The 19,411-nt window shown below is 60.8% G+C and carries 26 protein-coding genes; 9 read left to right on the forward strand and 17 right to left on the reverse strand.

All coding sequences use genetic code 11. The features are described from left to right. Nucleotides 1–159: 159 nt before the first annotated feature. From NKI47_RS26725 to NKI47_RS26745, 5 genes are read right to left on the reverse strand one after another with little or no spacing between them, the layout of a single operon-like run. Complete coding sequence (locus NKI47_RS26725) at nucleotides 160–483, reverse strand: hypothetical protein (protein WP_352594208.1); 324 nt, start codon at nucleotides 481–483, stop codon at nucleotides 160–162. Further along, entirely contained in the window at nucleotides 483–686 is a 204-nt protein-coding gene (locus tag NKI47_RS26730) for a hypothetical protein (protein ID WP_352541123.1), read from the reverse strand. Before NKI47_RS26730 ends, NKI47_RS26725 begins: the two co-directional genes overlap by 1 nt. Continuing rightward, the gene (locus tag NKI47_RS26735; RefSeq protein ID WP_352594174.1) at nucleotides 671–940 is read right to left on the reverse strand and encodes a hypothetical protein; all 270 of its coding nucleotides are present in this window, start codon (nucleotides 938–940) and stop codon (nucleotides 671–673) included. The genes NKI47_RS26730 and NKI47_RS26735 overlap by 16 nt, the downstream gene beginning before the upstream one ends. Further along, the gene (locus NKI47_RS26740; RefSeq protein WP_352594175.1) at nucleotides 940–1,152 is read right to left on the reverse strand and encodes a hypothetical protein; all 213 of its coding nucleotides are present in this window, start codon (nucleotides 1,150–1,152) and stop codon (nucleotides 940–942) included. Before NKI47_RS26740 ends, NKI47_RS26735 begins: the two co-directional genes overlap by 1 nt. Before the next feature lies 1 nt (nucleotide 1,153). Continuing rightward, the gene (locus NKI47_RS26745) at nucleotides 1,154–1,957 is read right to left on the reverse strand and encodes an N-acetylmuramidase family protein (RefSeq protein ID WP_352594176.1); all 804 of its coding nucleotides are present in this window, start codon (nucleotides 1,955–1,957) and stop codon (nucleotides 1,154–1,156) included. Nucleotides 1,958–2,115: 158 nt separating this feature from the next. On the opposite strand from NKI47_RS26745, the gene NKI47_RS26750 reads away from it, so the two are divergent. The 5 genes from NKI47_RS26750 to NKI47_RS26770 all read left to right on the forward strand — a co-directional run bounded on the left by NKI47_RS26750 (nucleotide 2,116) and on the right by NKI47_RS26770 (nucleotide 4,306). Further along, nucleotides 2,116–2,301 carry a hypothetical protein gene (locus tag NKI47_RS26750; protein ID WP_352458142.1) on the forward strand — a complete coding sequence of 62 codons (186 nt, stop codon included), beginning with the start codon at nucleotides 2,116–2,118 and terminating at the stop codon, nucleotides 2,299–2,301. A 502-nt stretch (nucleotides 2,302–2,803) separates the two neighbouring features. Further along, entirely contained in the window at nucleotides 2,804–2,971 is a 168-nt protein-coding gene (locus NKI47_RS26755) for a hypothetical protein (protein WP_023675755.1), read from the forward strand. A gap of 152 nt (nucleotides 2,972–3,123) precedes the next feature. Then, complete coding sequence (locus NKI47_RS26760) at nucleotides 3,124–3,297, forward strand: hypothetical protein (protein WP_352594177.1); 174 nt, start codon at nucleotides 3,124–3,126, stop codon at nucleotides 3,295–3,297. Nucleotides 3,298–3,531: 234 nt separating this feature from the next. Next, the gene (locus tag NKI47_RS26765) at nucleotides 3,532–3,753 is read left to right on the forward strand and encodes a hypothetical protein (protein ID WP_352579388.1); all 222 of its coding nucleotides are present in this window, start codon (nucleotides 3,532–3,534) and stop codon (nucleotides 3,751–3,753) included. A 1-nt stretch (nucleotide 3,754) separates the two neighbouring features. Further along, a complete protein-coding gene (locus NKI47_RS26770) occupies nucleotides 3,755–4,306 on the forward strand; it encodes an acyltransferase (RefSeq protein WP_352579389.1) in 552 nt (183 codons plus the stop codon). Here NKI47_RS26770 and NKI47_RS26775 read toward each other — a convergent pair. The 4 genes from NKI47_RS26775 to NKI47_RS26790 all read right to left on the reverse strand — a co-directional run bounded on the left by NKI47_RS26775 (nucleotide 4,295) and on the right by NKI47_RS26790 (nucleotide 9,009). Further along, nucleotides 4,295–5,008 carry a class I SAM-dependent methyltransferase gene (locus tag NKI47_RS26775; protein WP_352594178.1) on the reverse strand — a complete coding sequence of 238 codons (714 nt, stop codon included), beginning with the start codon at nucleotides 5,006–5,008 and terminating at the stop codon, nucleotides 4,295–4,297. The genes NKI47_RS26770 and NKI47_RS26775 overlap by 12 nt on opposite strands. Nucleotides 5,009–5,041: 33 nt before the next feature. Beyond that, entirely contained in the window at nucleotides 5,042–5,263 is a 222-nt protein-coding gene (locus NKI47_RS26780; protein WP_352579390.1) for a hypothetical protein, read from the reverse strand. Between the two features lie 3 nt (nucleotides 5,264–5,266). Beyond that, nucleotides 5,267–8,476 carry an SGNH/GDSL hydrolase family protein gene (locus NKI47_RS26785; RefSeq protein WP_352594179.1) on the reverse strand — a complete coding sequence of 1,070 codons (3,210 nt, stop codon included), beginning with the start codon at nucleotides 8,474–8,476 and terminating at the stop codon, nucleotides 5,267–5,269. Between the two features lie 158 nt (nucleotides 8,477–8,634). Beyond that, on the reverse strand, nucleotides 8,635–9,009 hold the full coding sequence (locus NKI47_RS26790; RefSeq protein ID WP_352594180.1) for a VanZ family protein: 375 nt from the start codon (nucleotides 9,007–9,009) through the stop codon (nucleotides 8,635–8,637). A 290-nt stretch (nucleotides 9,010–9,299) separates the two neighbouring features. Between NKI47_RS26790 and NKI47_RS26795 the strand changes: the two genes are divergently transcribed. Both NKI47_RS26795 and NKI47_RS26800 read left to right on the forward strand, forming a co-directional pair. Then, nucleotides 9,300–9,512 carry a KTSC domain-containing protein gene (locus NKI47_RS26795; RefSeq protein WP_352594181.1) on the forward strand — a complete coding sequence of 71 codons (213 nt, stop codon included), beginning with the start codon at nucleotides 9,300–9,302 and terminating at the stop codon, nucleotides 9,510–9,512. A 111-nt stretch (nucleotides 9,513–9,623) separates the two neighbouring features. Further along, nucleotides 9,624–10,460, forward strand: a complete 837-nt coding sequence (locus NKI47_RS26800) for an ATP-dependent DNA ligase (RefSeq protein WP_502898077.1) — start codon at nucleotides 9,624–9,626, stop codon at nucleotides 10,458–10,460. Nucleotides 10,461–10,691: 231 nt separating this feature from the next. Here NKI47_RS26800 and NKI47_RS26805 read toward each other — a convergent pair whose 3' ends face one another. Together NKI47_RS26805 and NKI47_RS26810 are read right to left on the reverse strand one after the other, a co-directional pair. After that, a complete protein-coding gene (locus tag NKI47_RS26805; RefSeq protein ID WP_352594182.1) occupies nucleotides 10,692–11,177 on the reverse strand; it encodes a hypothetical protein in 486 nt (161 codons plus the stop codon). Next, nucleotides 11,174–12,016, reverse strand: a complete 843-nt coding sequence (locus tag NKI47_RS26810; protein ID WP_352594183.1) for a hypothetical protein — start codon at nucleotides 12,014–12,016, stop codon at nucleotides 11,174–11,176. The genes NKI47_RS26805 and NKI47_RS26810 overlap by 4 nt, the downstream gene beginning before the upstream one ends. A 227-nt stretch (nucleotides 12,017–12,243) precedes the next feature. Here NKI47_RS26810 and NKI47_RS26815 point away from each other — a divergent pair, with 227 nt between their 5' ends. Together NKI47_RS26815 and NKI47_RS26820 are read left to right on the forward strand one after the other, a co-directional pair. After that, nucleotides 12,244–12,702, forward strand: coding sequence for a hypothetical protein (locus tag NKI47_RS26815; protein ID WP_352594184.1), 459 nt, complete (start codon nucleotides 12,244–12,246; stop codon nucleotides 12,700–12,702). A gap of 118 nt (nucleotides 12,703–12,820) precedes the next feature. Beyond that, the gene (locus NKI47_RS26820) at nucleotides 12,821–13,474 is read left to right on the forward strand and encodes a hypothetical protein (protein WP_352594185.1); all 654 of its coding nucleotides are present in this window, start codon (nucleotides 12,821–12,823) and stop codon (nucleotides 13,472–13,474) included. Here NKI47_RS26820 and NKI47_RS26825 read toward each other — a convergent pair. From NKI47_RS26825 to NKI47_RS26850, 6 genes are all read right to left on the reverse strand, one after another. Further along, nucleotides 13,471–14,247, reverse strand: coding sequence for a hypothetical protein (locus NKI47_RS26825; protein ID WP_352594186.1), 777 nt, complete (start codon nucleotides 14,245–14,247; stop codon nucleotides 13,471–13,473). The two genes, NKI47_RS26820 and NKI47_RS26825, sit on opposite strands and share 4 nt — an antisense overlap. Beyond that, on the reverse strand, nucleotides 14,247–14,738 hold the full coding sequence (locus NKI47_RS26830; protein ID WP_352594187.1) for a hypothetical protein: 492 nt from the start codon (nucleotides 14,736–14,738) through the stop codon (nucleotides 14,247–14,249). Before NKI47_RS26830 ends, NKI47_RS26825 begins: the two co-directional genes overlap by 1 nt. Before the next feature lie 2 nt (nucleotides 14,739–14,740). Next, nucleotides 14,741–15,412 carry a hypothetical protein gene (locus NKI47_RS26835; RefSeq protein ID WP_352594188.1) on the reverse strand — a complete coding sequence of 224 codons (672 nt, stop codon included), beginning with the start codon at nucleotides 15,410–15,412 and terminating at the stop codon, nucleotides 14,741–14,743. Nucleotides 15,413–15,678: 266 nt separating this feature from the next. After that, nucleotides 15,679–18,135, reverse strand: coding sequence for a phage tail protein (locus NKI47_RS26840; RefSeq protein WP_352594189.1), 2,457 nt, complete (start codon nucleotides 18,133–18,135; stop codon nucleotides 15,679–15,681). Then, nucleotides 18,132–18,734, reverse strand: a complete 603-nt coding sequence (locus NKI47_RS26845; RefSeq protein WP_352594190.1) for a phage connector family protein — start codon at nucleotides 18,732–18,734, stop codon at nucleotides 18,132–18,134. The genes NKI47_RS26840 and NKI47_RS26845 overlap by 4 nt, the downstream gene beginning before the upstream one ends. Nucleotides 18,735–19,025: 291 nt before the next feature. Further along, nucleotides 19,026–19,271, reverse strand: a complete 246-nt coding sequence (locus NKI47_RS26850) for a hypothetical protein (protein WP_031211513.1) — start codon at nucleotides 19,269–19,271, stop codon at nucleotides 19,026–19,028. Nucleotides 19,272–19,411: the final 140 nt, after the last annotated feature.

Genomic DNA, 19,411 nt, shown 5'->3' on the forward strand with positions numbered 1-19,411 from the left:
CTCCCATAACGCGCATCTTGCTCGGGCAGCGCCGGATCGAGCCGCCCTGTCGCGAAAGAAAGATCGTACAGAATGCGAGGGAAAATGCAAAAAGCCCGCCGCACCTTGCGGCGCGGCGGGCTCCAACCGAACGTCACTATTTCGTCGGGCTTGGGCGGCTTATTCCTCCTTCACCGGCCCGAACCGGCGCACGATCATTTCGAAGACGATGTCCGAAATCCACATGGCCGAGACGCCGATTAGGAACGCCGCGGCCAGCGTCGTGGTGTCGTCGTCCGGAGAAGGAATGGGCAGGCCGGCGACGCGGAAATAATGCACGACCGGCAGCGTCAGATAGGCCGCCGCCAGCGCGCCGCAGATCGGCGAGGCCACCATTTCGCGGACCTTGTAGCGATGACGCGACAAGGCCCGCAAAATGCCGCCGGACAGGCCGGCGACCAACACCGGCGCCTTGATGCCCAGGACGTCGAGCAATTCGTGCATCATGGCGTCCACCCGCACCATCTGGCACCCTGCCCGTTGAAGGCGTTCATCTCGTCGAGCTCGGGCCGGGTCATGGCGGCGATCACGGCCGCCGATGGCCGGCGCGGCTGGTTGTGGTCGCACCAGACCTGGCGCGGATTGCCGGCCGGTGCGGTTGTCGCGCAGCCGGCGAGCACCACGCAGAGGATCAGCGCTTTGCCCATTTCGCAGCCTCCGCTCTTGCTGCCGCATCGGCCATGCCGGCGGCCTTGCGCTCTTCGGCGGCGGCCTCGCGCCTCATTTCCAGGCGGTCTTCGGCGGCCGCGACTTTTACCTCGGCCTGTTTGACCGCCTCCTTCTTCGCCCGGTTGATGCCGCCGGCAACATAAAGGCCGATGCCGCCGGCCACGGCGGCCAATACCGTCATGACGACCTTGTTGCCGAGGATGGCGCTGAGAATGGCGAGGAGCGCGGCCATCACAAATCCTCCGCGCGGCGGCGGCGCAGGAACTCGGTCAAAACGCCGTTGATCACAAGAAACCAGGGGAACCATTCCCCCGGAATGACCGGCGAAAGCACCTGCGGGTCGATATAGGTGATGATGGTCGTGATGACGCCGAGGGCCGCCTGAAGCCGCGCCCAGAATATTGTCTCGCTGTCGCGGAAAAAGCTCTTGATCCGGGTCCACATGTCATTTCCTTCCAGACAGTTTGAGGATGGCTGATAGTTTGAGGATGGCGGCGATCAGCGCTGCCCAGAGGCCGGGCCTGGCGGCAGGCACGGGAGGTGCAGAGGACGCGGGCGCAGCGGTCGCTTGCGGAACGGCAATTGGCTTAGCGAGCTCTGGCGGGACTGCGGGGACGACCGCCGATGACACCGGACCGGCAGACGGCCAGGGCGTGTCCTTGATGCGCGACCATTTGCGATAGGCCTCGGCAAGCCTGGTATCGTAGGAGTTCTTGCGATAGCCGGCGCCGTTGTAGCCCTTGGCGAATCCCGACCAGTCATGATTGCGAAGATTGTCGTCGAGCCGTTTCTCGACGATGAAATCGATCGACGCGCCGAGCTGCAGCGCCTCGTCCGCCATCATCGCCTCGGCCATCGCCTGCACGGTAAGAAAGCCGGCGGCCTTGAAGTTCTCGCCGAGGACCTGGCCCAAGCCCCATGAGGCCGATTTGAGCGCCGCGGTTTCGTCGATCGCACAAGCTGCCCTGAGCCGTGGGTAGCTGTCCCTGGGATAGGGCTTCTCGCCCCACTTCGGATAAGCGAGGCCGGCGGCTACCGCTTGTGCCCGCTTGGCACCCGACAGGTTGCGGTAGAAGACGTGCGGTTCAAACAGGATGACCGGCCGGCCAACGGCGTCGAAGCCGTGCCCGCTGGTTTCAACATCGAGGAACGCGTGCATCTCGTCCTCGCCGACGCCGATCCGGGCACCGAGTTTCGGCAAGTCTATATCATCGAGGCGCCTGGCGGCGCCCCTGAACGTCATGTCCATGGGCAGTCCTTTCCGCCCTCGCGGGCAAGGTTTTGAGGTTGAAAAAGCAGATGCGTGGCGGCAAAGCAGAATTGCGCGGCAGCCCGTGCCGATGTTGCCGTGGCAAGGAAGGTTGATGTTTTCGACCTGCCGTGTGAAATGGGCGCGGGATGGTGCACATGTCTGATGATGAACAAACCGCTGCGGCGCGCTGGACGGTGAAGTCCGAGCTCCGCGCCGTCGCTCGCGACAAGCCGTTGCTGCTGGTGCTGGCGGCGATCCTCTGTCTCTATTGTGCGTTTATCGCCGGACCGATCGTCTATGCGGTGCTGGCCATCAACGGCATTGCGGATTTCTTCAAATGAAGCCGGTTCCGGCGATCTCGCTCCGGTCCCGGTTCCTGCGTCTACCGCGCCCGAAATTGCTCGACCTGGATGAAATTGCTTAGCCGGGATGAAACTGTTCCCGTCTATCGTTCGTACCTGTAGCGGGTACGGGAGGACACGTGACGATAAGAATCAGGCTTCCAGGCGGGACTTTGAAGATCAAGAAAAGGGACGAGCTGCGGCGCCGCGAGCAGAATCGCGAGGTGCCGGTTTGGCAGGTCGGCAATTACTTCGTCATCTGGTGGCCGAGCGGCGTGTCCGATCGCCCATCCTCGCCCCGAAAATCCTCGCCCAGGAAATAGCCCGCGCACCAGACGATGCCGACTGAGCAATGACGCCTCCGTGCGGGATCGGGAACGGCCGCGCGCGCCCAAACCTCAAGACCGCTCGACTAGTCCCAGAAATAGTCAGCGGGCAGGCATTGACTCTTCCGCAGCGGAAGGTCTCTGATGCTGCATTGCACAATGGGGTGGCGGAATCGATGGCGGTGCGTATCAGGATGCCTGGCGGCACACTGAAGGTGAAGGTGTACCGCGAATTGCGCGACCGCGAACGCGCCCGCCGCATACCCGTCGTCAAGATCGGCCGGATCTATTTCACCTGGTGGTCGAACCGCCAGCGCCTGATTGATGATCAGTCGCCAGGATGAAGCTCCTTCGGCCGGCCCTGCCCGCCGCGAAGCCTCCGCCGGCCAGCTCGCAAAATAAGTTGATGATCCTGCTGTTGACTCTTCCGTAACGGAAGGTCTCTACTTACCGCATTGCACGAAAATTGCTGCGTTGCACAACGGGAGTTGGACCGATGGCAGTGCGTATCAGGTTGCCGGGCGGCACTCTGAAGCTGAAGACCTATCGTGAGTTGCGGGCCAGGGAACGCGACCGCCGCGTGCCTGTGATGAAGATGGGCTCGCTGTATTTTGTCTGGTGGTCGAAAAGCCAGGAACCTCATCAGAAGCCGCAGGACAGCAGACGGTAGCGGCTCTGCCGCGGTGGGTCTGGGTCCGCGTCAGCGATAAACCCTAGCCGAAACCTCTCCCCCCAGGATTTCTGGTCGAGTTGCAGTGCCATGTTGGTGTGCCCTCGCGGCTCCCGATTCTTCTGACGTCTTTCGGCGATTTTCACGGCGTCTATATTGGCGGACGCGGTCGTCTCGCAAGCTTGCAAACCGCCGCCGCTTGTCGCAATAGCTAGGCCGTAAAGAGACGCATGGATGATGGAGGCTGACCTGTCTATTGCGAACAGCCGATTTCGGTTGTCGGCTCAGTTAGCCGACGAGCCACCGATCCCACGTGCAATTATTGATTCGGACCTCGAAGACGCGGCGCGGGCATTCTTCGAAGGGGTATCTGAACACCAACATTGGAAGCATTTCTTCGAGCGATCGCAGCTTTTCGCTGAGAGGGTGCGAAAGTCGCGCTTCGGCCGCAACTGATATGCCATTCGTTCCACCATTCCTCTACCGCCTAGCCGGCATCAACTCCGGCCCCGCAACGAAGCTAAGTTTGCGGAGCGTCCGCAGTTTGCGGCGAGGCAAGCATGCGATCGGCGAAGAATGCATCATCAACAGCGTCTTTTCCTTCGATCGCGCCGATGCAAAGATCACCGTTGGAAAAAGATCCTATATCGGCAAGAGCCACCTCGTGGCGGCTGAGAAGATCGAAATCGGGGATGACGTGATCATTAGTTGGGGTACCACAGTCGTCGATCACAACTCACACGCGACGGGTTGGCAAGACCGCAAGGAAGATGTCGCCGACTGGCATCAGGGAAAAAAGGACTGGTCAAAGATCACCATTGCGCCAGTGAAGATTGAAGACAGTGTTTTTATCGGCTTCAACGTCATTATTCTCAAGGGCGTAACGATCGGCAAGGGATCGGTCGTTGGTGCGGGCTCTGTCGTCACGAAAGACGTGCCGCCCTTTAGTATGGTCGGCGGTAATCCTGCAAAGCAAATCGGCGGCGCTGCTGCTAGATCAGCGACTTGAGCACAGAGCTCCGGCCATGTAGGCCATGCTGCGCATCGCCGTCTTGGGTGCAAACCTTAGAAATTCGGTCCGCAGTCTGTGTTTTACCCATCCTTTTTTTTCGCCAGCCAGGTGCTGTTCATAAGCGAGGTCGTGCGCAAAAACCTTTAGCCGTTCGACCTTTAGCCCAGACGTTTTGAGAAGGTTTTCAAACGTTTGGGTCGTGTAGAAGTTGATATGCCCATACGGCCCTGACATCCGAATGGCCTTGCTGAGATCTCGCGTATGCTCCAAAGGCACTTCAATATAGAGCTTCTCGCAGACCCGAGCCGCCTCCCTCAGAAACATCCGTTCGTGCTCGACGTGTTCGACGACGTGAATGGCAAGCCCAAGATCGAACGACTTGTCGGGATGAGGGATGTGATAGCCGTCGAATACGTCGATGCGGTCCAGTTTGGCGATTTTTCTTGCCTTGATGGCCTCGACGCCGCTCTTCGAAATCTCGACGGCGCCAAGCTTCTTACCGAGCCCCTTCCTGTTCAGCTTATCCAGCACCGCACCTTCGCCCGCCCCGATGTCAAGAATCCTGTCGAAGAATTGGCCTTGAATGACCGCTTCGATGTGCCCGACCGACTGGTTTGAAGCTATGTCCCGTTTTGCGGCTACTTTTCCATCGGCGTAATAGTCGTCATAGATGTCGATGATGCTGCCGGCATGCGCCATGGGACAATCCTCCAAGGATAGCCCCCGCCGCCCTCATCCTGCCATTGCCTGCGAATGGCGTCCAGCGTCGACTACGGCGCCGCCTACCCAGACCTCAACGAGACCCTCAATGTCGCCGTCAGGAACCGGGATTTCGCGGCTGTGTGCCGGATCCTTCGGCTTTGCGACCATGATCATTGCGCCCACCACCAGCCATTCCTCGCCCTCCTCGAGCTCGGTGATGATTTCGCCCTTATGCTGAATAGCGAATGCCATTGCTTATCCCCTTTCCGCGACTTGTTCGATGAAGCGCAGCGCATTGCCGTCATGGCCGGCATCGTTGAAATGCAAGCCCTCTTGATAGTTTCCCGAATTGATGTAGTCGAAGCCGTCGATCGGGATGGTCAGCACATTGCGCGATCGATAGGTCTGACGGATTGCGCCAAGGGCGGCATCATAGGTCCGACCGCCCGTGTAGCTTGCATCCCATGCGGCTGACGGCCGCGTCGGCGGCATCACAAGGATACGCGGTGCAGCGGCCGCTTCCAACGTGTTGATGATTGTTGCGATGTTTGCCGATATCGTGGCCGGCGGCGTGCCAAAGCTGTCATTGATGCCGAGCGCTAGGATGGGCACGATCTTGCCGCCGGCGTAGCCGCATTGAGCGGCGGCCGATGTAAGACGCGCGGTGTTGAATGACGAGAAGGCATAGCTGCCGTGTGCCGCGCGCAAGGTGCGCAGGCGCGGACGCGAGCCGGCCGCCTTGACGCCAAGCCTGATGAGCCCGGTAATCTCGATAGGACCGCCGACAGCCGTAAGAGTGTAATTGCCGCTTGCCGCCTGCCCGGTGAGCGAAGGCCCCGAATACTGATCAAGCGCCAGGGCGCCGGCGCAGTTGACGGTTTTGTACGCCGCGCCGCCGTTGAAGACAAAGGCAAGCGATCCCTGAGCGGCGTCCTGAGTGTAGTGGACGTCGACCTGTTCATAGGTGCCGGTAAACGCCAAGGACGCGCCGGCGGCGAGGATGATGCTCTCGCCGATCGGCCCGCGCGACCCTGTCAACACGCTCCCGGCGACGGTGACGCCATAGAAAGTCGGAAGATAGGTAGAGCTTGGCCGCAAAGCAGTCATGCCCGGTTCATCGTCGGCAATGCCGATATTGGCAAAACGCGTAACCAGGTTGAACCAGTGTTTCGGCCCGTCGCTGGCAAGCGCCCAATGGCCGATGCTATCGGCGATCAGGCAGAGCACATCGTTGTTGGCGATGTGTTCGGCCATCGTCGCGCGAAAGCCGTCATAGAGATTTTGCAGCGACGGCCGGCGCGGAATGAAGAAGCGCTTACTGTTGACGGCCGGCTCGCCAGGTCCCCAAAAACCGTCGCCAGATGCGGGAATGGCCGTCAAGGCGAAATTTCCAGGCGGCACATAGGGGTTGGGATGAGCGCTCGCCGCGGACGCAAACAGCGCGGTCGCATCGACGACGCCGTTCGGATCGGCGTCAGCCAGCAGGTTCATGCCGGTATTGCTGGCGCCGCCGGTCAAGGCCCGGTCGGCATCGGCGAGCAGACCGGTCTTGATCGTAAAGCGGACCTCGTACCGATGCTGGGCGGACGATGCTACGGTCGCGCCATTCGACAGCGCGCCTGATTTGATCCATGCCGGGATGCCTTGCGGGTTGACGTTGTTTTGAAATTTGTAGGCGCCACCGCTGATCGCCGGATATTTGCCGGCTGGGATTGGGATACCCAGCGGGATATGAGCGACCCCGTTGACCAGCGTCACCGCATATGTGCTTAGGACATTGACCACCAACCCGCCGAGATAGTCCACTACATGAATGAGCGCAGCGCCGGCGCCAGCGCCAGCGCCAGCGCCAACGTCGACCGCTGTAATATGGCCGTCGGCCGGCGCTGGCGTCTGCATGATGACGCTGTAGCTGCCCGGAACGTCCGACCCCGTGTTGACCAGCGTCGGCCAGCCGATTTCCTGGCTAACGCCGACAGCGGAAACGAGACCGTTTGCTGTGGTATAGGCAGCACGCGCCTTGACGGCGACTTCGCCGGTGAAGGTCGCCTTCCACTGCGGACCATTTACAGCGCCTATAGTCTTGGCAGTGTGCGAGGCCGGAACCGCCGCCGTGAACCACTCGACTTCGCCGTTCGGAATTGCCCCGGCAGTGTAGTACCAGCTACCAGCGCCAGTGCGCTGGAGGCCCATGACGCTGCCGGCAGGCTTCAGGATCGAAAGCCCTGAAACAACAGACGACGGGCCGGCTGGAACGGACATTGTCTGGTCGGAAACCAGGCTAAGCGTCCCGTCGCCCTCGACGTGGGCAATAACGATGTGGGCTATCCCCGGCACGATGCCAAATCCAAGCTCCAAGGTCGACAGATATTCATCGACCGTCGACAGCGATCCAGGCCAAAAATAGACGCTGTCGTTCGTAATCACCGTGCCGCCGACGGAACCCGTGATCGGAACGGGTCCGACGATCCTTGAGCTGATCAGGGCAATTTCCGCCGTTGCCGCGCGAACGCCCGTATCGGCCGCCACAGGCCCGGCCGTGACATTGTACAGCCCAAGCACACCAGTCGAAACTTCGGTCCAGAAATACTCGCCGACATCGACATTCCTGCCCAGCACCGCCGCGGCGGCGGCGCCGGCGAGCCCTGCCGAGGCTGCAAAACTGAACGTCGGCGCCACCGTGTAGGAGCCCGGCGCCGTGATCAGTATCTGCGTCAGCGCCCCGCCCGCCACTATGAAGCGGCCGGCGGCGCCCGAACCGGTCCCGCCAGTAAACGCCAGGTCGAACGTGCCATTGGCGCCGCCCGAGCCCGCCGTGATCGCACCGTTGCCGACGACGCCGAAGCCGATTGCCGCCGCAGTCGTCGGGAAAATGCCCTTGCCGTAGAGCGAAGCGTCGCGTGCGGCCTGAGCGCTGATGACGGCCGCCGCGGCCGCGACAGCATCGAAATTGGTGGCAGCCCGGTCGGCAGTGGTTTGGCCGGCATTCGCGGCGGAAGCGGCAGCGCTCGCGGATGCCTGGCCGGCGCTGGCGGCGGCAGCATCCTTCAGCGCCTGGGTTTCATCGCGCAGCGCTTCGACCTCTTCGACCACGTCCGCGATGTCGGGCGGAACGGATGCGGCGATGGTGATGGCATCGGCGCCGACGGCCGGCTCGTCGGCCGTGAACTCGAACACGCGGTCCGCATTGTCCGACCCGATCTGGGTGTGAACGGTCGTGCCCTTCTGCAGGGTGCGGGTAGTGCGGGCATCGGCGGCGCGGAACCATTCGCCTGCGCTCGCGGTGTAGATGCCGTTCTGCGTCGGGTCGGCCTGGTCCTTGACCAGCACGCGGTCGCCGATTTCGGCCGGCACGCCATCGATGGCCTGCAGGCCGTGCAGGAGGATGTCGGCCGTGGTTGCGAGGCGCACGGGTTCGCGTTCGCCGGTCAGGAGGCGAACGGCGGCAGTTGCAGGTCGGGACATGAGGGCTTGCTCCATAAAAAAAGCCCCGCATAAGCGAGGCTGGAAGGGGTTCGGTGCTGTCGGTGGGAGACTTAAGCTACGCGGCCGGACACCGCGCTATTCGGCGCAGCCGGTATATTCACGGACGATTTTGCGGATAGTGAGCAGCGCGGTCGAGACTACAGCAATCCGCCGATGAGCCTTCTTGTCCCGCCCATGGCCGCCAGCCCGCAGGCCATGCCGGCGCAGTCGGCGACCCAGTCGAGGATATCCATATCGCGCGCGATCAGCTGCGCGCCCTGAAGCAGCTCGATCGCCGCGCCGGTAAGAGCGAGGAGCACGACCAGCCTCGTCTTGTGTTCCGGCCAGCCGAGGCTTCCGAGCGCCGCCAGCACCGCGAACGCCGCGGCGTGGTTGAGCTTGTCATGCTGGAAGGTGAAGCCCATGTCCAACTCCTGCAGGAAGCGCACCGGCGAAAGCGCGAGCAGGAGAACAACGACCAAGGTGAGCAGAAAAACGATCCTTGCCATGGTCGGAAAAGTGTCTGTGCGCAACAGGTCAATCCTTCATCTGAAACAGGAGGCGATCCAGAAGGCATCGCCAAACTGACCGCTCGGCGGTTAGCAGGCCATAAGCCAGGATCGTGACCACAATCAGACCGCTGTCCCGATGGCGGCACCAACCCGCGGAGTGGCGTACTCACCGGTGATAGCGCCAGCGCTGATCCGGTCGAGCCGGCTGCCGGGCCAAAGGTCGCTGTGGCGCGCCGAAGACTTAGAAAGCAGCTTTTAGGGAACGCGACCGTCTCCTTGATCATTGATAGCTTTTTAGTCGGGCCGCCTTGATGCCATCGACGTCGATACGCAAGACGGAATACGATCCGGAGAACAGAACCCTTTCGGTGTGGTTCGTGGCCAGCGGCAAACAGTACAAGTTTGAGGACGTACCACCCGAGACGTATGCTGCGTTCAAAGCGGCCTTCGCCAAGGGCCGCTATTTTAACGATCACATTCGCAATCACTTCCGCTACCGGCTTGTCGCTGTCGACGATGGGTAACGACCTTTGACGATCATCCCCCGTTCGAGGGATGCGTTCCGACATACCAAGACCTAGACCCTAGTCGTGACTAAGGGATCGACTGCCGGAGGTCTAGAGTTCATCCCTCCGATGATGCCCACTCTGGTAGCGAATCCGCCCCAGGGCGACGGATGGAGTCACGAGGTCAAGTTCGACGGCTACCGCTCCCAGATCATCATCGACGCCGGCCGCGCGCGAATCTTCACCCGGCGTGGCCTAGACTGGACATCGAAATACCGCGACCTGGCTGCGGCAGCCAAAGAGATGGACGTCCAGAACGCGATCATCGACGGCGAGATCATCGTCCTTAATGAAAATGGCCTCTCCGATTTTGCCGAACTGCGGAAAGCAATCACGCGGCGCCAGCATGATCTCTACTTCGTCGCCTTCGATCTCCTGCACCTCAACGGTCATGATCTTCGAACGATGGCCTTAGAGGAGCGACGCGAAATCCTCGCCGGCGTGATAGAGCCCGGTGGCCGTATCCAATTCAGCGAGGCGCTGCCAGGCGAGGCAACCGCGATCTATCATTTGGTCGACAAGGCTGGCCTAGAGGGCATGGTATCGAAGCGAATAAACAGCAAGTATGTCAGCGGCCCGACCACCAGCTGGCTGAAAACCAAGTGCTATACAATTGGCGAATACGAATTGCTCGGCGTAGAACGCGAGCGCGGGAAACCGGCCTTTGCCCTGATGGCCGAGCCCGGCACGCGCAAATATGTCGGCAGCGCTTTCGTAAGCGTCAATCGCGAAATGCGCGAGCGGCTGTGGAAGCGGGTCCAGGAACATACCGGCCCACCGCCAAAGAACATGCCAAAGCGGCCGGCAACGCAATGGGTGAAGCCGGGGATCAAAGCTCGCGTCAAACATCTCAGGGGCGAGGAAGACCTTCGCCACGCGTCGCTGCAGGATTTCTGGGACGAGTAGTCAGCTTTCTACTGCTCCGCCGGAAGCGGTTGGTGTTCCGGCTCGGCAGATGGAACACCTGTCCCAGGTCGCGCGCGTCAAATGTCTGCCCGCAAACCGGACAGTAGATGAAGTGTTTTGACTCGTCGTCGACAGGCCCGTCGTGGGGCTTCCCCTTGTACCCGGTCGCGATGTTGTTGGTTCTAATCCGCCGCATCTCGGACCGCCGTCTCTCGGTCTCTTGGTCGGTCATTATCCCACAACTCTGTTCTGATCTGCGGGGCGGATCAAGTGGCCAAAGACATATGCCACTCTCAAAAACGCGAAAAAGGCCCAAATCGAGAAAAATGACCATCCGATGAAGATTGCATAGCGCCACCAAGCAGCTGGGGTGATCGAAAAATCAACGACAATCAAAGGTATAGAAAAGAACGTCACCAGAAAGCCAAGGTACGTTGCGACTTTGGTGTAACCTATAAATAGCGTCATAGCGGGAGTGTTTTTGACTGCTCCAATGAACCCATCAGATTTGCCAGCAACATAGCCATATATGCCAAATAAGAACCCTGTCTGAATAGATGCCCAATCGAACACTGACGAGTATAGGCCTGAAAAGCTTATATGTTCTTGGTATGCACCATTGCTTAGCGGTGCTCTATAGTAGTAAATTAGCACAGCTGAGACAAGGGCCAGCGTGGATGGACCGAATCTCTCAAGAAGATACCTAATTTTCTTCATCCGAATAGCTGCTGCATAGTTGCATTTATATAGTTTTTCTTTACGTTCCAATTTACCTCTGGGTCGCGATCGTGAATTTCCAAAGTTTCCCTTGACACCACGCGATCTTCGATGAGGTCGATTTCCTCAGAGGCGTCATTAACAACGGTTTTCGCCGTTAAGCGATCCAAGCGCACACCTGGGAAATTCATTGCTGCCAGCTGAGAGGCTAGCCCTCGCACTGCATTGGACAGGAATCCACTATGGTGCCCCATCGAAATTTCCACGGTAACAAGCGGCGCGCCGTACGCCTCCCCCATTGCTCTAAAGCTATCGCTGGCCGCCTGACCGCCCCCTGCGAATACGCCCATATCGTCAGGATTGGCTATCCTAATCGAGAGTTTTCTCGTTTCACCTGCATTGAACCTGTCCCAAGCTTCTTGGTTGATTCTAGGCTGCATGGCGTAGATCGCAGCGGCATTAAAAGCCGACAGATATTCAAGAATGCGACCCGGAGAGATAATTCTCGGATCATATTGAACGCCCAATATGCCCATTTGATGGTTGAACCGAAAGACGACGCTGTGGCCCAGCCTTTCCGCCTCCAGCGGCTTCCTGTCTCCAGCATCTATTTCTGAGGGAAGATTCGTGTTCTGGCAGCGAGTGAACTCCCCCACTACTGCGTTTGGCCCATCGTCTTCAAGATTCTCGAGACGAACAACGTAGTCCTGAGATAACTGTTTTTCACGCTGGGTCCTGTCTTGAATGCTGGCAACCATTCGAAGAATGCCAACCATCGCTGGAGTGTTATTGTTATTGCGAGTGACGTTGTAGAAGCGGAACGTGAAAGTCTTTTCCACGATAATAGTCCCCCATTGGCCCTACCCCATTGGATCAGAGAGGGGGCGAAATGTGGAGTCTGATTATCGCTCTGACAGGCAGCTAGGCCAGCCATATCCGCAAATATCGTAGGGCGAACAAAATAAGAACTGATGTCTTGACCCGCGAGGAATAAGTTCCTTATTTCTGATGGATCTAAGCAGGAAAGGACAAGGGCGAGGCGCCAGAAGCGCTGGCCGGCGAAGCTATGGCTAAAACAGCGGAGGACAATTTTCGGATCGAGGTTTGGGACCGCGATGAAAAACGACTGGTCGAGACCATCGGGCGGTCGCCAGATTCGGTGGTGAGCCAAGCTGCCTGGCAGGCAGCCATACGCCGGCGGCCGGGAATGCTGCTCATTCATTACAACGGCCGACATGTAATGGAGAAAATCATAACGCCCGGCGAAACGAAGGTTGAGCCCGAGACCATAGTCGACGGCAGCGTCCACGCCAGCCTCGATGCCTCCCTTGGCGATCTACGCGAATGGCATTCGCTGCGGGCATGGTGCAAAAACTGTTCGCACCATGCCGAGGTAAAGCCGGCGAGCCTCATCCGGCGATATGGAAAAGACACGCTGTTCAGCACCGTGGAAAGGGCGCTCTTCTGCACGAGTTGCGATCGAGGCGGACCGGTCAGGCTGGAGATCCACTGCCTGCCAAGGTGACCTTGTTAGTTGCTTCAGCACTGGTTTCACAAAGTACACCGGCTCCGTTACAATTAAGCTTGCGCTAAACATCCGATCGTGCTTTCTTTATGATCGTTTGTCGGGGGGAGTAATGACTATGAGAAAGATTATATATATCGGCGTTATATTTGCAGCACTGCTGTCACTGACGGCAACTGCCAACGCGTGTGTTCCGACACCAGAGGAACAGGTAATTTGGGATGGCATCAAACAATCAAGTGAGCCGAGGGAATTCTTATCGTATCTCAAGGAATTTCCAAAGGGCTGCTTTCGTACGTTGGCCAATTTCAAGATAAAGTCTCTCGTTGATCTTCTAGTTCCGCTGCAGTTGTCGTTTACATTCACCGCGGAGGATGGCTGGCGCTCATCTAAGGAAGGTGAATGGCTTACCAATGATGGTCGACCCGTCGAATGGATGAGGCTAAAGGCGGCGCCAACCGACACCAGCAAATTTGAACTTCAATATCAGTGCGATGCAGCCGGAGTAGGATTGACCGAGTGGTTTGGAGGAGATCAACCCTGCGCCGCGCGACGTGCACCCATTCAAGGGTTTTCCGTACGAATGCGGGGATTCATGAAGGATTTTTATGACCTCCAGGTTCAATGCAGCACTCACCACCGGCCCGATAATGGCGGAAACATCGACTACAACGTGGCCGACGGGGATTGGTGCGGTGTTCGCGCCGGCACACCTAGCACATATCTCTACCGTGCTAATATTACTGTTCGAAGGAAGGCGTTCGACAGCTAGACTTGTGCGCGGGCCTTTTGGAAGAACTCCTGCCTTTCGGCAGGCGTGAGATCAGCGAGGCGGGCGTCAGCCGACCCACCTCCCAGCACCTCCGCTGCACCCTTCGGGTCCTTGGCGATCATCGCCTGGGCGAGCGCCTTTGCCGTGTTGCTGCGCCAGGCGGCCTCGGCGGCTTGCCGGGCAAGCGGGTTGCCCATCTTGCCGATCAGCTCGAGCCCGCTCTGCCGGATCGCCTCGAACGTGCCGCTGTCGTCCGGGTCGCCCTGCGCGATGGCGCTTGTGTAACCGTCCTCGACCTTGCTCCACTCGGCCTGCTCATAGTTCTGGCGCCGCGCGTGCTGCTGCGCGGCCATGCGCGCCGAGCCGGCGAGCCGCAGAGCCTGCTTTTGCGCGAGGAAATTGGCGCGTTCGCCCTCCGGCACTTTCGCCGCGGTGTCGTCGAAGATCTGGTCGAACAGGCCGGGCCTGACGACGCCGTCGCTGCGCGGATCGAGCTGGCCATACATGAAGTCGTGCAGGCCGCTGCCGTCGGCCGGCGCGGTCTGCACCGCCACGGCCTCGGCGTGGGCGATGCGTGCGTTCAGCTCGCGGCCGATAATGTCGGCGTCGAACGCATCCTGCTGCTGCTTCTGCTGCCGGAAGCGTTCGGCTATCGCCGACAGCTCGTCGCCAAAGCCTTGCATGGCAGCGCCCACCGGCGAGCCGTTGGGATATGAGACCACAGTGCCGGTATCGAGGCGGCGCTGGGCAAGCTGGAGCGGGATGGTGGCCATCAGTAGAGGCCTCCACCCGGCGCCGGCGGGAAGGCGCTTCTGCCGAACGTCACCGCCTTGGCCGGGTCGTAGAGGCTGGAGATGCCGGACACGAGATTGCCGCCGGCCTTGAAGATCGAGGCGCCCACCGCCTGCCTGCCGGAAAAGCGCGCGATCGCCGCCTGCGTTGCGAGACCGTTCTGGCGCAGCTGCGAGCCGTACTGGATCGCCTTGAGGTCGAGCTGGCCCTGCCTGGCATTGGCCGCCAGCACCTCGGTCGGCGAACCAGAAATGGCGACGCCCGAAGCGCCGGCCTGGACACGCGCCTGCGCCTGCAGCAGATCCTGCTTGTGGCGCTCCTGGCCCTGCTCGAAGGCCGAGCTTTGGGCGTCGGCCCGCGCCTGCTGTTCATAGGCCTTGGCCTGGTACTCGGCCATTTGCTTCGATTGCTGGCCTTCCGCCAGCGCGCCGCCGACCGAAAGCGCCGTACCGATAAGAGCTAGTGTGCACATGGTCAGCCTCGTTCGCCGGCGGGAATGAATTTGCTTTTGATGCCGTCGACCGGCGCGCCGATCGCAGGGCGCCGGTCGAGCACGCCGCCCGGGCTGAGGAAGGACAAAAGCAGCCGGTCGGCCTGGATCGCCGGGCGGCTGAGACGCGACGGCGCGGCGGCCCGCGGGCCGGCCATGGCGGTGCGCCGGATGGTGGTCAGGTTGACCTTCAGGCCGACGGCGCCGTCGGCATCGAAAAGGCCGTTGGCGGCGGTGACGGCGCGGCTCAAGGCATCGGCCGCGAACAGCTCCTGGCGCAGCTGTTCGATCAGCCAGTGGACCGTGCGCCAGCGCTCGCCGAGAGCCTCGGCCTTTGTCCTGACCTCGTCGCCGGGCGCCGGCGTGGCGGCGACGGCTTCGGCGGGGGGTTCGTCCAGGGGGGCGCCAACGCGGCGCTCGTCCGCGTTCTCGATGGTTTTCTCGATCAGCGCGATTTCAGCGTTGCAGTCGTCCAATGCGGCACGCGCCGCCGTCAAATTGCCGGCGCCGAAGATCGCGTGAAACTTTTCCGTTTCCAGCTCGCCCTTGCGGGCGATCGCATCGTTGAGGTCGGTGTCGAGCAAGGCGCGGATGGCAGCGAAATCGGCAGCCGTCCGCGCCCTGCCGAGTTGCTCGGCATGGGGGATTTGGGTCACGGGTGGGTTCCTTCTGGAGGGAGGGCATCGCAGCTGCCGATCTCCCCCCTCGTGGGGGAGATGCCCGGCAGGGCAGAGGGGGGCGCGAAGGATCGCGGCCTAGCTAACCGCGGTCGGGCCAGGATTGGCGTAAGGACGTAATTACGATTGGCCGGCGGGACAGCGCCCCTCTCTGTCCTGCCCTCCTTGCCACCACTTGGCATCTCCCCCACGAGGGGGGAGATCGGCCGTCACCAAGGGCTTCGCCAACCTGCAACGGGATGTTCCTAAGGCTCGGCGTCGAACACCGGTGTCATCACCCTGATCGTGCAGGGCGTTGGATTGACGTGGCGGATCTTCACCCGCCCCTGCCCTTCCCAGCTATCGTCGATCGGCACCTCGACATTGCCGGTGAACAATTTCGCCATGCCGTCGGGTGCAACCACGGACGGGATGCGAACCTGCTCCCAGCGGCCGCGGATGAACGACTGGACCTGAAGCCCGGTTGTGTCGGTTTCCAGCAGCGAAAGAATGAGCTTGGCCACCTTCTTGCGCCGCCCGACGATCGATCCGTCGCGACCGCCGACGTCGAGCTCCAGCGTGTTGGCTTCGGACTGGTAGCCGAGCCCGACCTGCCATTTGGCTGCCGTAGCCCCACCGGGCAGCGAAACCGCGCCAGCAGCCACAGCAAGGCCCTTGTAGACCTTGCCATCGGCCAAGACGTCGAGTGTTTCGCCGTTGAGATGATCAAGCCCTGAGACCGTGCCCACAGCGGCGCCCGAATAGGTCAGGCCGCAGTCGACTTCGAATGCATCGCCGATCCCGCCATACTCGAACGGCGCGGTCTTTATTTCGATATAGCGCCTGGTCACGCCGCCGATCGTGCGCTTGACGATCAGCCAGAGATCGTCGTTGCCGTCCTGGCCGGGCGTCACCATGGCGCTTTCGACAACGGCCCAGTTCGATCCTGCGAAGCTTCCGGCGATCTGGTGGATATGCATGCCGCGAACGTCCTGCGACGGCTGGTGCGTGTAGCCACCGAGCTCGCCATCCCCGAGCGGGAACCAGAGCAGCGGATCGGGGTCGGTCTGGAAGGCGAGTTCGACGACGCCTTTCTTGGGAATGTGCTCCGATATCTGACCGACATCGTCGGAGGTGAAGCGGCCGGTGGCGTTTTGCGTCAGCTCGGCGATCGATTTGCGGGAGCGGGTGACATAGAGGAACGACTGCCCCGCATCGACGGGACGCAGCGGGGCGCAACCGAAAGTCCGGGACCGGCGGTTCTTGAACGAGGACGGCGTCAGCGCCTCGTCGATGCCGGAGCCCGACAGCGCTCTCACCCCGCCAAGCGTTCCGATGATCAGCGCACCGTCCGATTCCGCCACCCACGTAATGTCATTGGCCTGGCCGCCACCTGCCTGCACGAATTCCAGCGCGTCGGTGTCTTTCTCACCGGTGGCGAAGTTATCGAAATCGCCGGTTTGCGAGGCATAGACCGAGAATTTTCGGCTGAACGCCAGACGCTCCTCGTAAAGCGAACCGCTCTGGACGTACTTGCCGGGCACGAACGTGCCGAGACGCCAGCGGATGATCGGGCTGAGATCGGGCAGAGCGTGCCCGTACAACTGGACCGTGACTACCGTCGTGCTGGTCCGGGCAACGACCTTGGCCCAGCGCCAGAAGCCATCCGCGCCAAGCAGACGAATGGCACGGCCGACATCGCTGGTCTGGAAGCCGATGCCGTCGTTGATGCCGACGATCGAGGAGGCCGAGAGATCAAACGGCGTTTGCGACGGCGCGTATTCGTGCAGGGCCAGTTCGGCGATAGCGGTTCCGTCGCTGCCGCCACCTGAAAACAGCAGCTGATAATATTCGTAGGCAACCGTGTTGTTGAAGCCGTCGAAGAAGCGGGTTTCCGACTTGGACCAGCCGGTCTCTCCGTCCCGGCTGTCGAGCGTCGTCCAGTCGGTGCCGTTGTGCGAGGCCTGGAATTGCCACTGGGTCGGCGATGCAGTGTCAGAGTGATCATTCGTCGCGGTAATCCAGTAGGCGTCGACTGTCTTGGCCCCGCCGCCGCCGAACTGGTAGCGCAGATACCCGCTCGGAAAGCCCGCTATGTTCTCCCCCTTCTGCTTGTCGCCATCGAACACCTGCCACACGTCGGATGAGCCGTTGCTGTTGCTGACCGTGCCGCTTGGCAGCGTATTCGCGACCATGACCGGCATGGCGTTGCCGGTTGCGGCCGGCGTTAGCGTCGTGGCCGTGGTGTTGATCTTGTCGTAAGGGCCGTCGAGAAAGACGAAATCGGCCAGCGTCCAGGTCGTGTGCGCGGTGCGCGTCAGCACTTTGACCGGATGATCCTTGTGGGTGATCCACATCTGGTCTGCCGACTGGACGAATTGCAGGTCGAACAGATCGGCCTCGAGATAAGGCGAAACGACTTCGACCGTGCCGACACGCGCGCCATAGGCATAGACGCGGATGTAGAGATCGCCGAATTCGAGCGCATAGGCCTGATCGGCCGAGAAGATGAACGGGATCAGCCGTGTCGCCTTCGACGGAGCCTTCACCTGCGCGCAAAAATACGTGCCGCCGCGTTTCCTGATGCCGCCATGCGGCAGCGTGACGAAGTTCGTGCATTTCGACAGCGCCGCCCGGTAAAGGTCGAGCGAGGCGCGAGCATGCAAGCGGGGAGAAATCTCGCCGCGGATGAAAGCGTCCTGGACCGGATAGAGCGTGGTCATCGGCCGACGCCCCGGCTGTCGCCGCGCTGGAAAGCCCAGGACGTCGTGGAAAATCTGCCGCCGCGCTGGATGGCATTGGCTGAATAGGCGGCGTCCAGCGCCCTGTCATAGGCGCTACGGGCGACGTCGATCATGCTGGCCTTGTGGGTCAAGGGATGGGCGATCTTGATGGCGAGCGCCGCCACCAGCACTTCGCTGAACAGCGCGTCCCAGTCGTTGGGGTCGGCCAGATTGGCGACATAGCGGATGACGCGCGGTCCGGCCTGATCCGAATAGACCAACCCGGCCTCCTGCCGCCATGAGAGCGGCACGCCATCCGGCTCGCCATTATGGGTCAGCGGCAAGGGCCGCAGGCAATCGGCGGGAAGTTCATAGGCGAAGTTCAGCGTGCCAGCACCGCCGCCGGTGTCGAAGCCGGCGACCGAGGCCGCCAGGATGGCGAAGACAAAGGCATGCTTGGTCAATTCGGCCTCGCGGGTCAGGTCAAAATGCAGATTGAGCAGGCGTGCCGCTTTGGCGTCCTGGTCGAGGCTTTCGATCGGCGCCTCGTCGAGCACGGCGAGCGCCATGTTGGCGATGTCGAGCGGGGTGATGGCCATGGCTCAGGCCTCTGTCTGTATGGTCGGTCGGAGAAAACGGGGCATGGTGCCTCCACGGCAAAAAGCCGCTTCGAAGCGGCTGGGGATTTTTTGTGATTTGTGGCTTGGGCAGAACGTTGCACGTCTCGTGCACGGGGGCCGTCACGACGCCAACCGCCCGTCATGAAACGGCGTGGCAGACGCTGCGTCAGCCGTCTTTTTTCCCATTCGAGCAAGGAAGACGGCAATGCTTCGGCTATTGCAGTTTCACGACACCGCCGCGCAACGCGGCGATGTCTTGCCTGAATTGTGTCAGCCGACGTGTGCGCCGGTCGAGATCCCTGTTTCAGCTGACTTGGCAAAGACGCTTGCTTTCACCCTTCCGGCACCTCCCGCCAAAGCCAAGCCCCTGTCCAGGGCGTCCTGAAGACTTGGCGTATAGTAGGCGGTGTCTTCCAGGCCGCTGAAGAAGTTTATGCGATGAACTTCCCCCTTCTTGCTCATGACAATGCCCGCTTTTCGGAGCACTTCCTGAACTGTTTTGTACTTCATGTTCATGGTGACCTCCCTTACCAAGACAAGGCAGCATCGCCCTTTCTTGTAACTGTTTGGTGCCGTCGATTGGCCAAAGGGCAACATGAATGTTGTAGCGAACGCCAAAATTCACATCACTCCGACGCAGCGCAGCGGGTGAACTT

The organism is Mesorhizobium sp. M0633 (assembly GCF_040320645.1).
Taxonomy (GTDB): domain Bacteria; phylum Pseudomonadota; class Alphaproteobacteria; order Rhizobiales; family Rhizobiaceae; genus Mesorhizobium.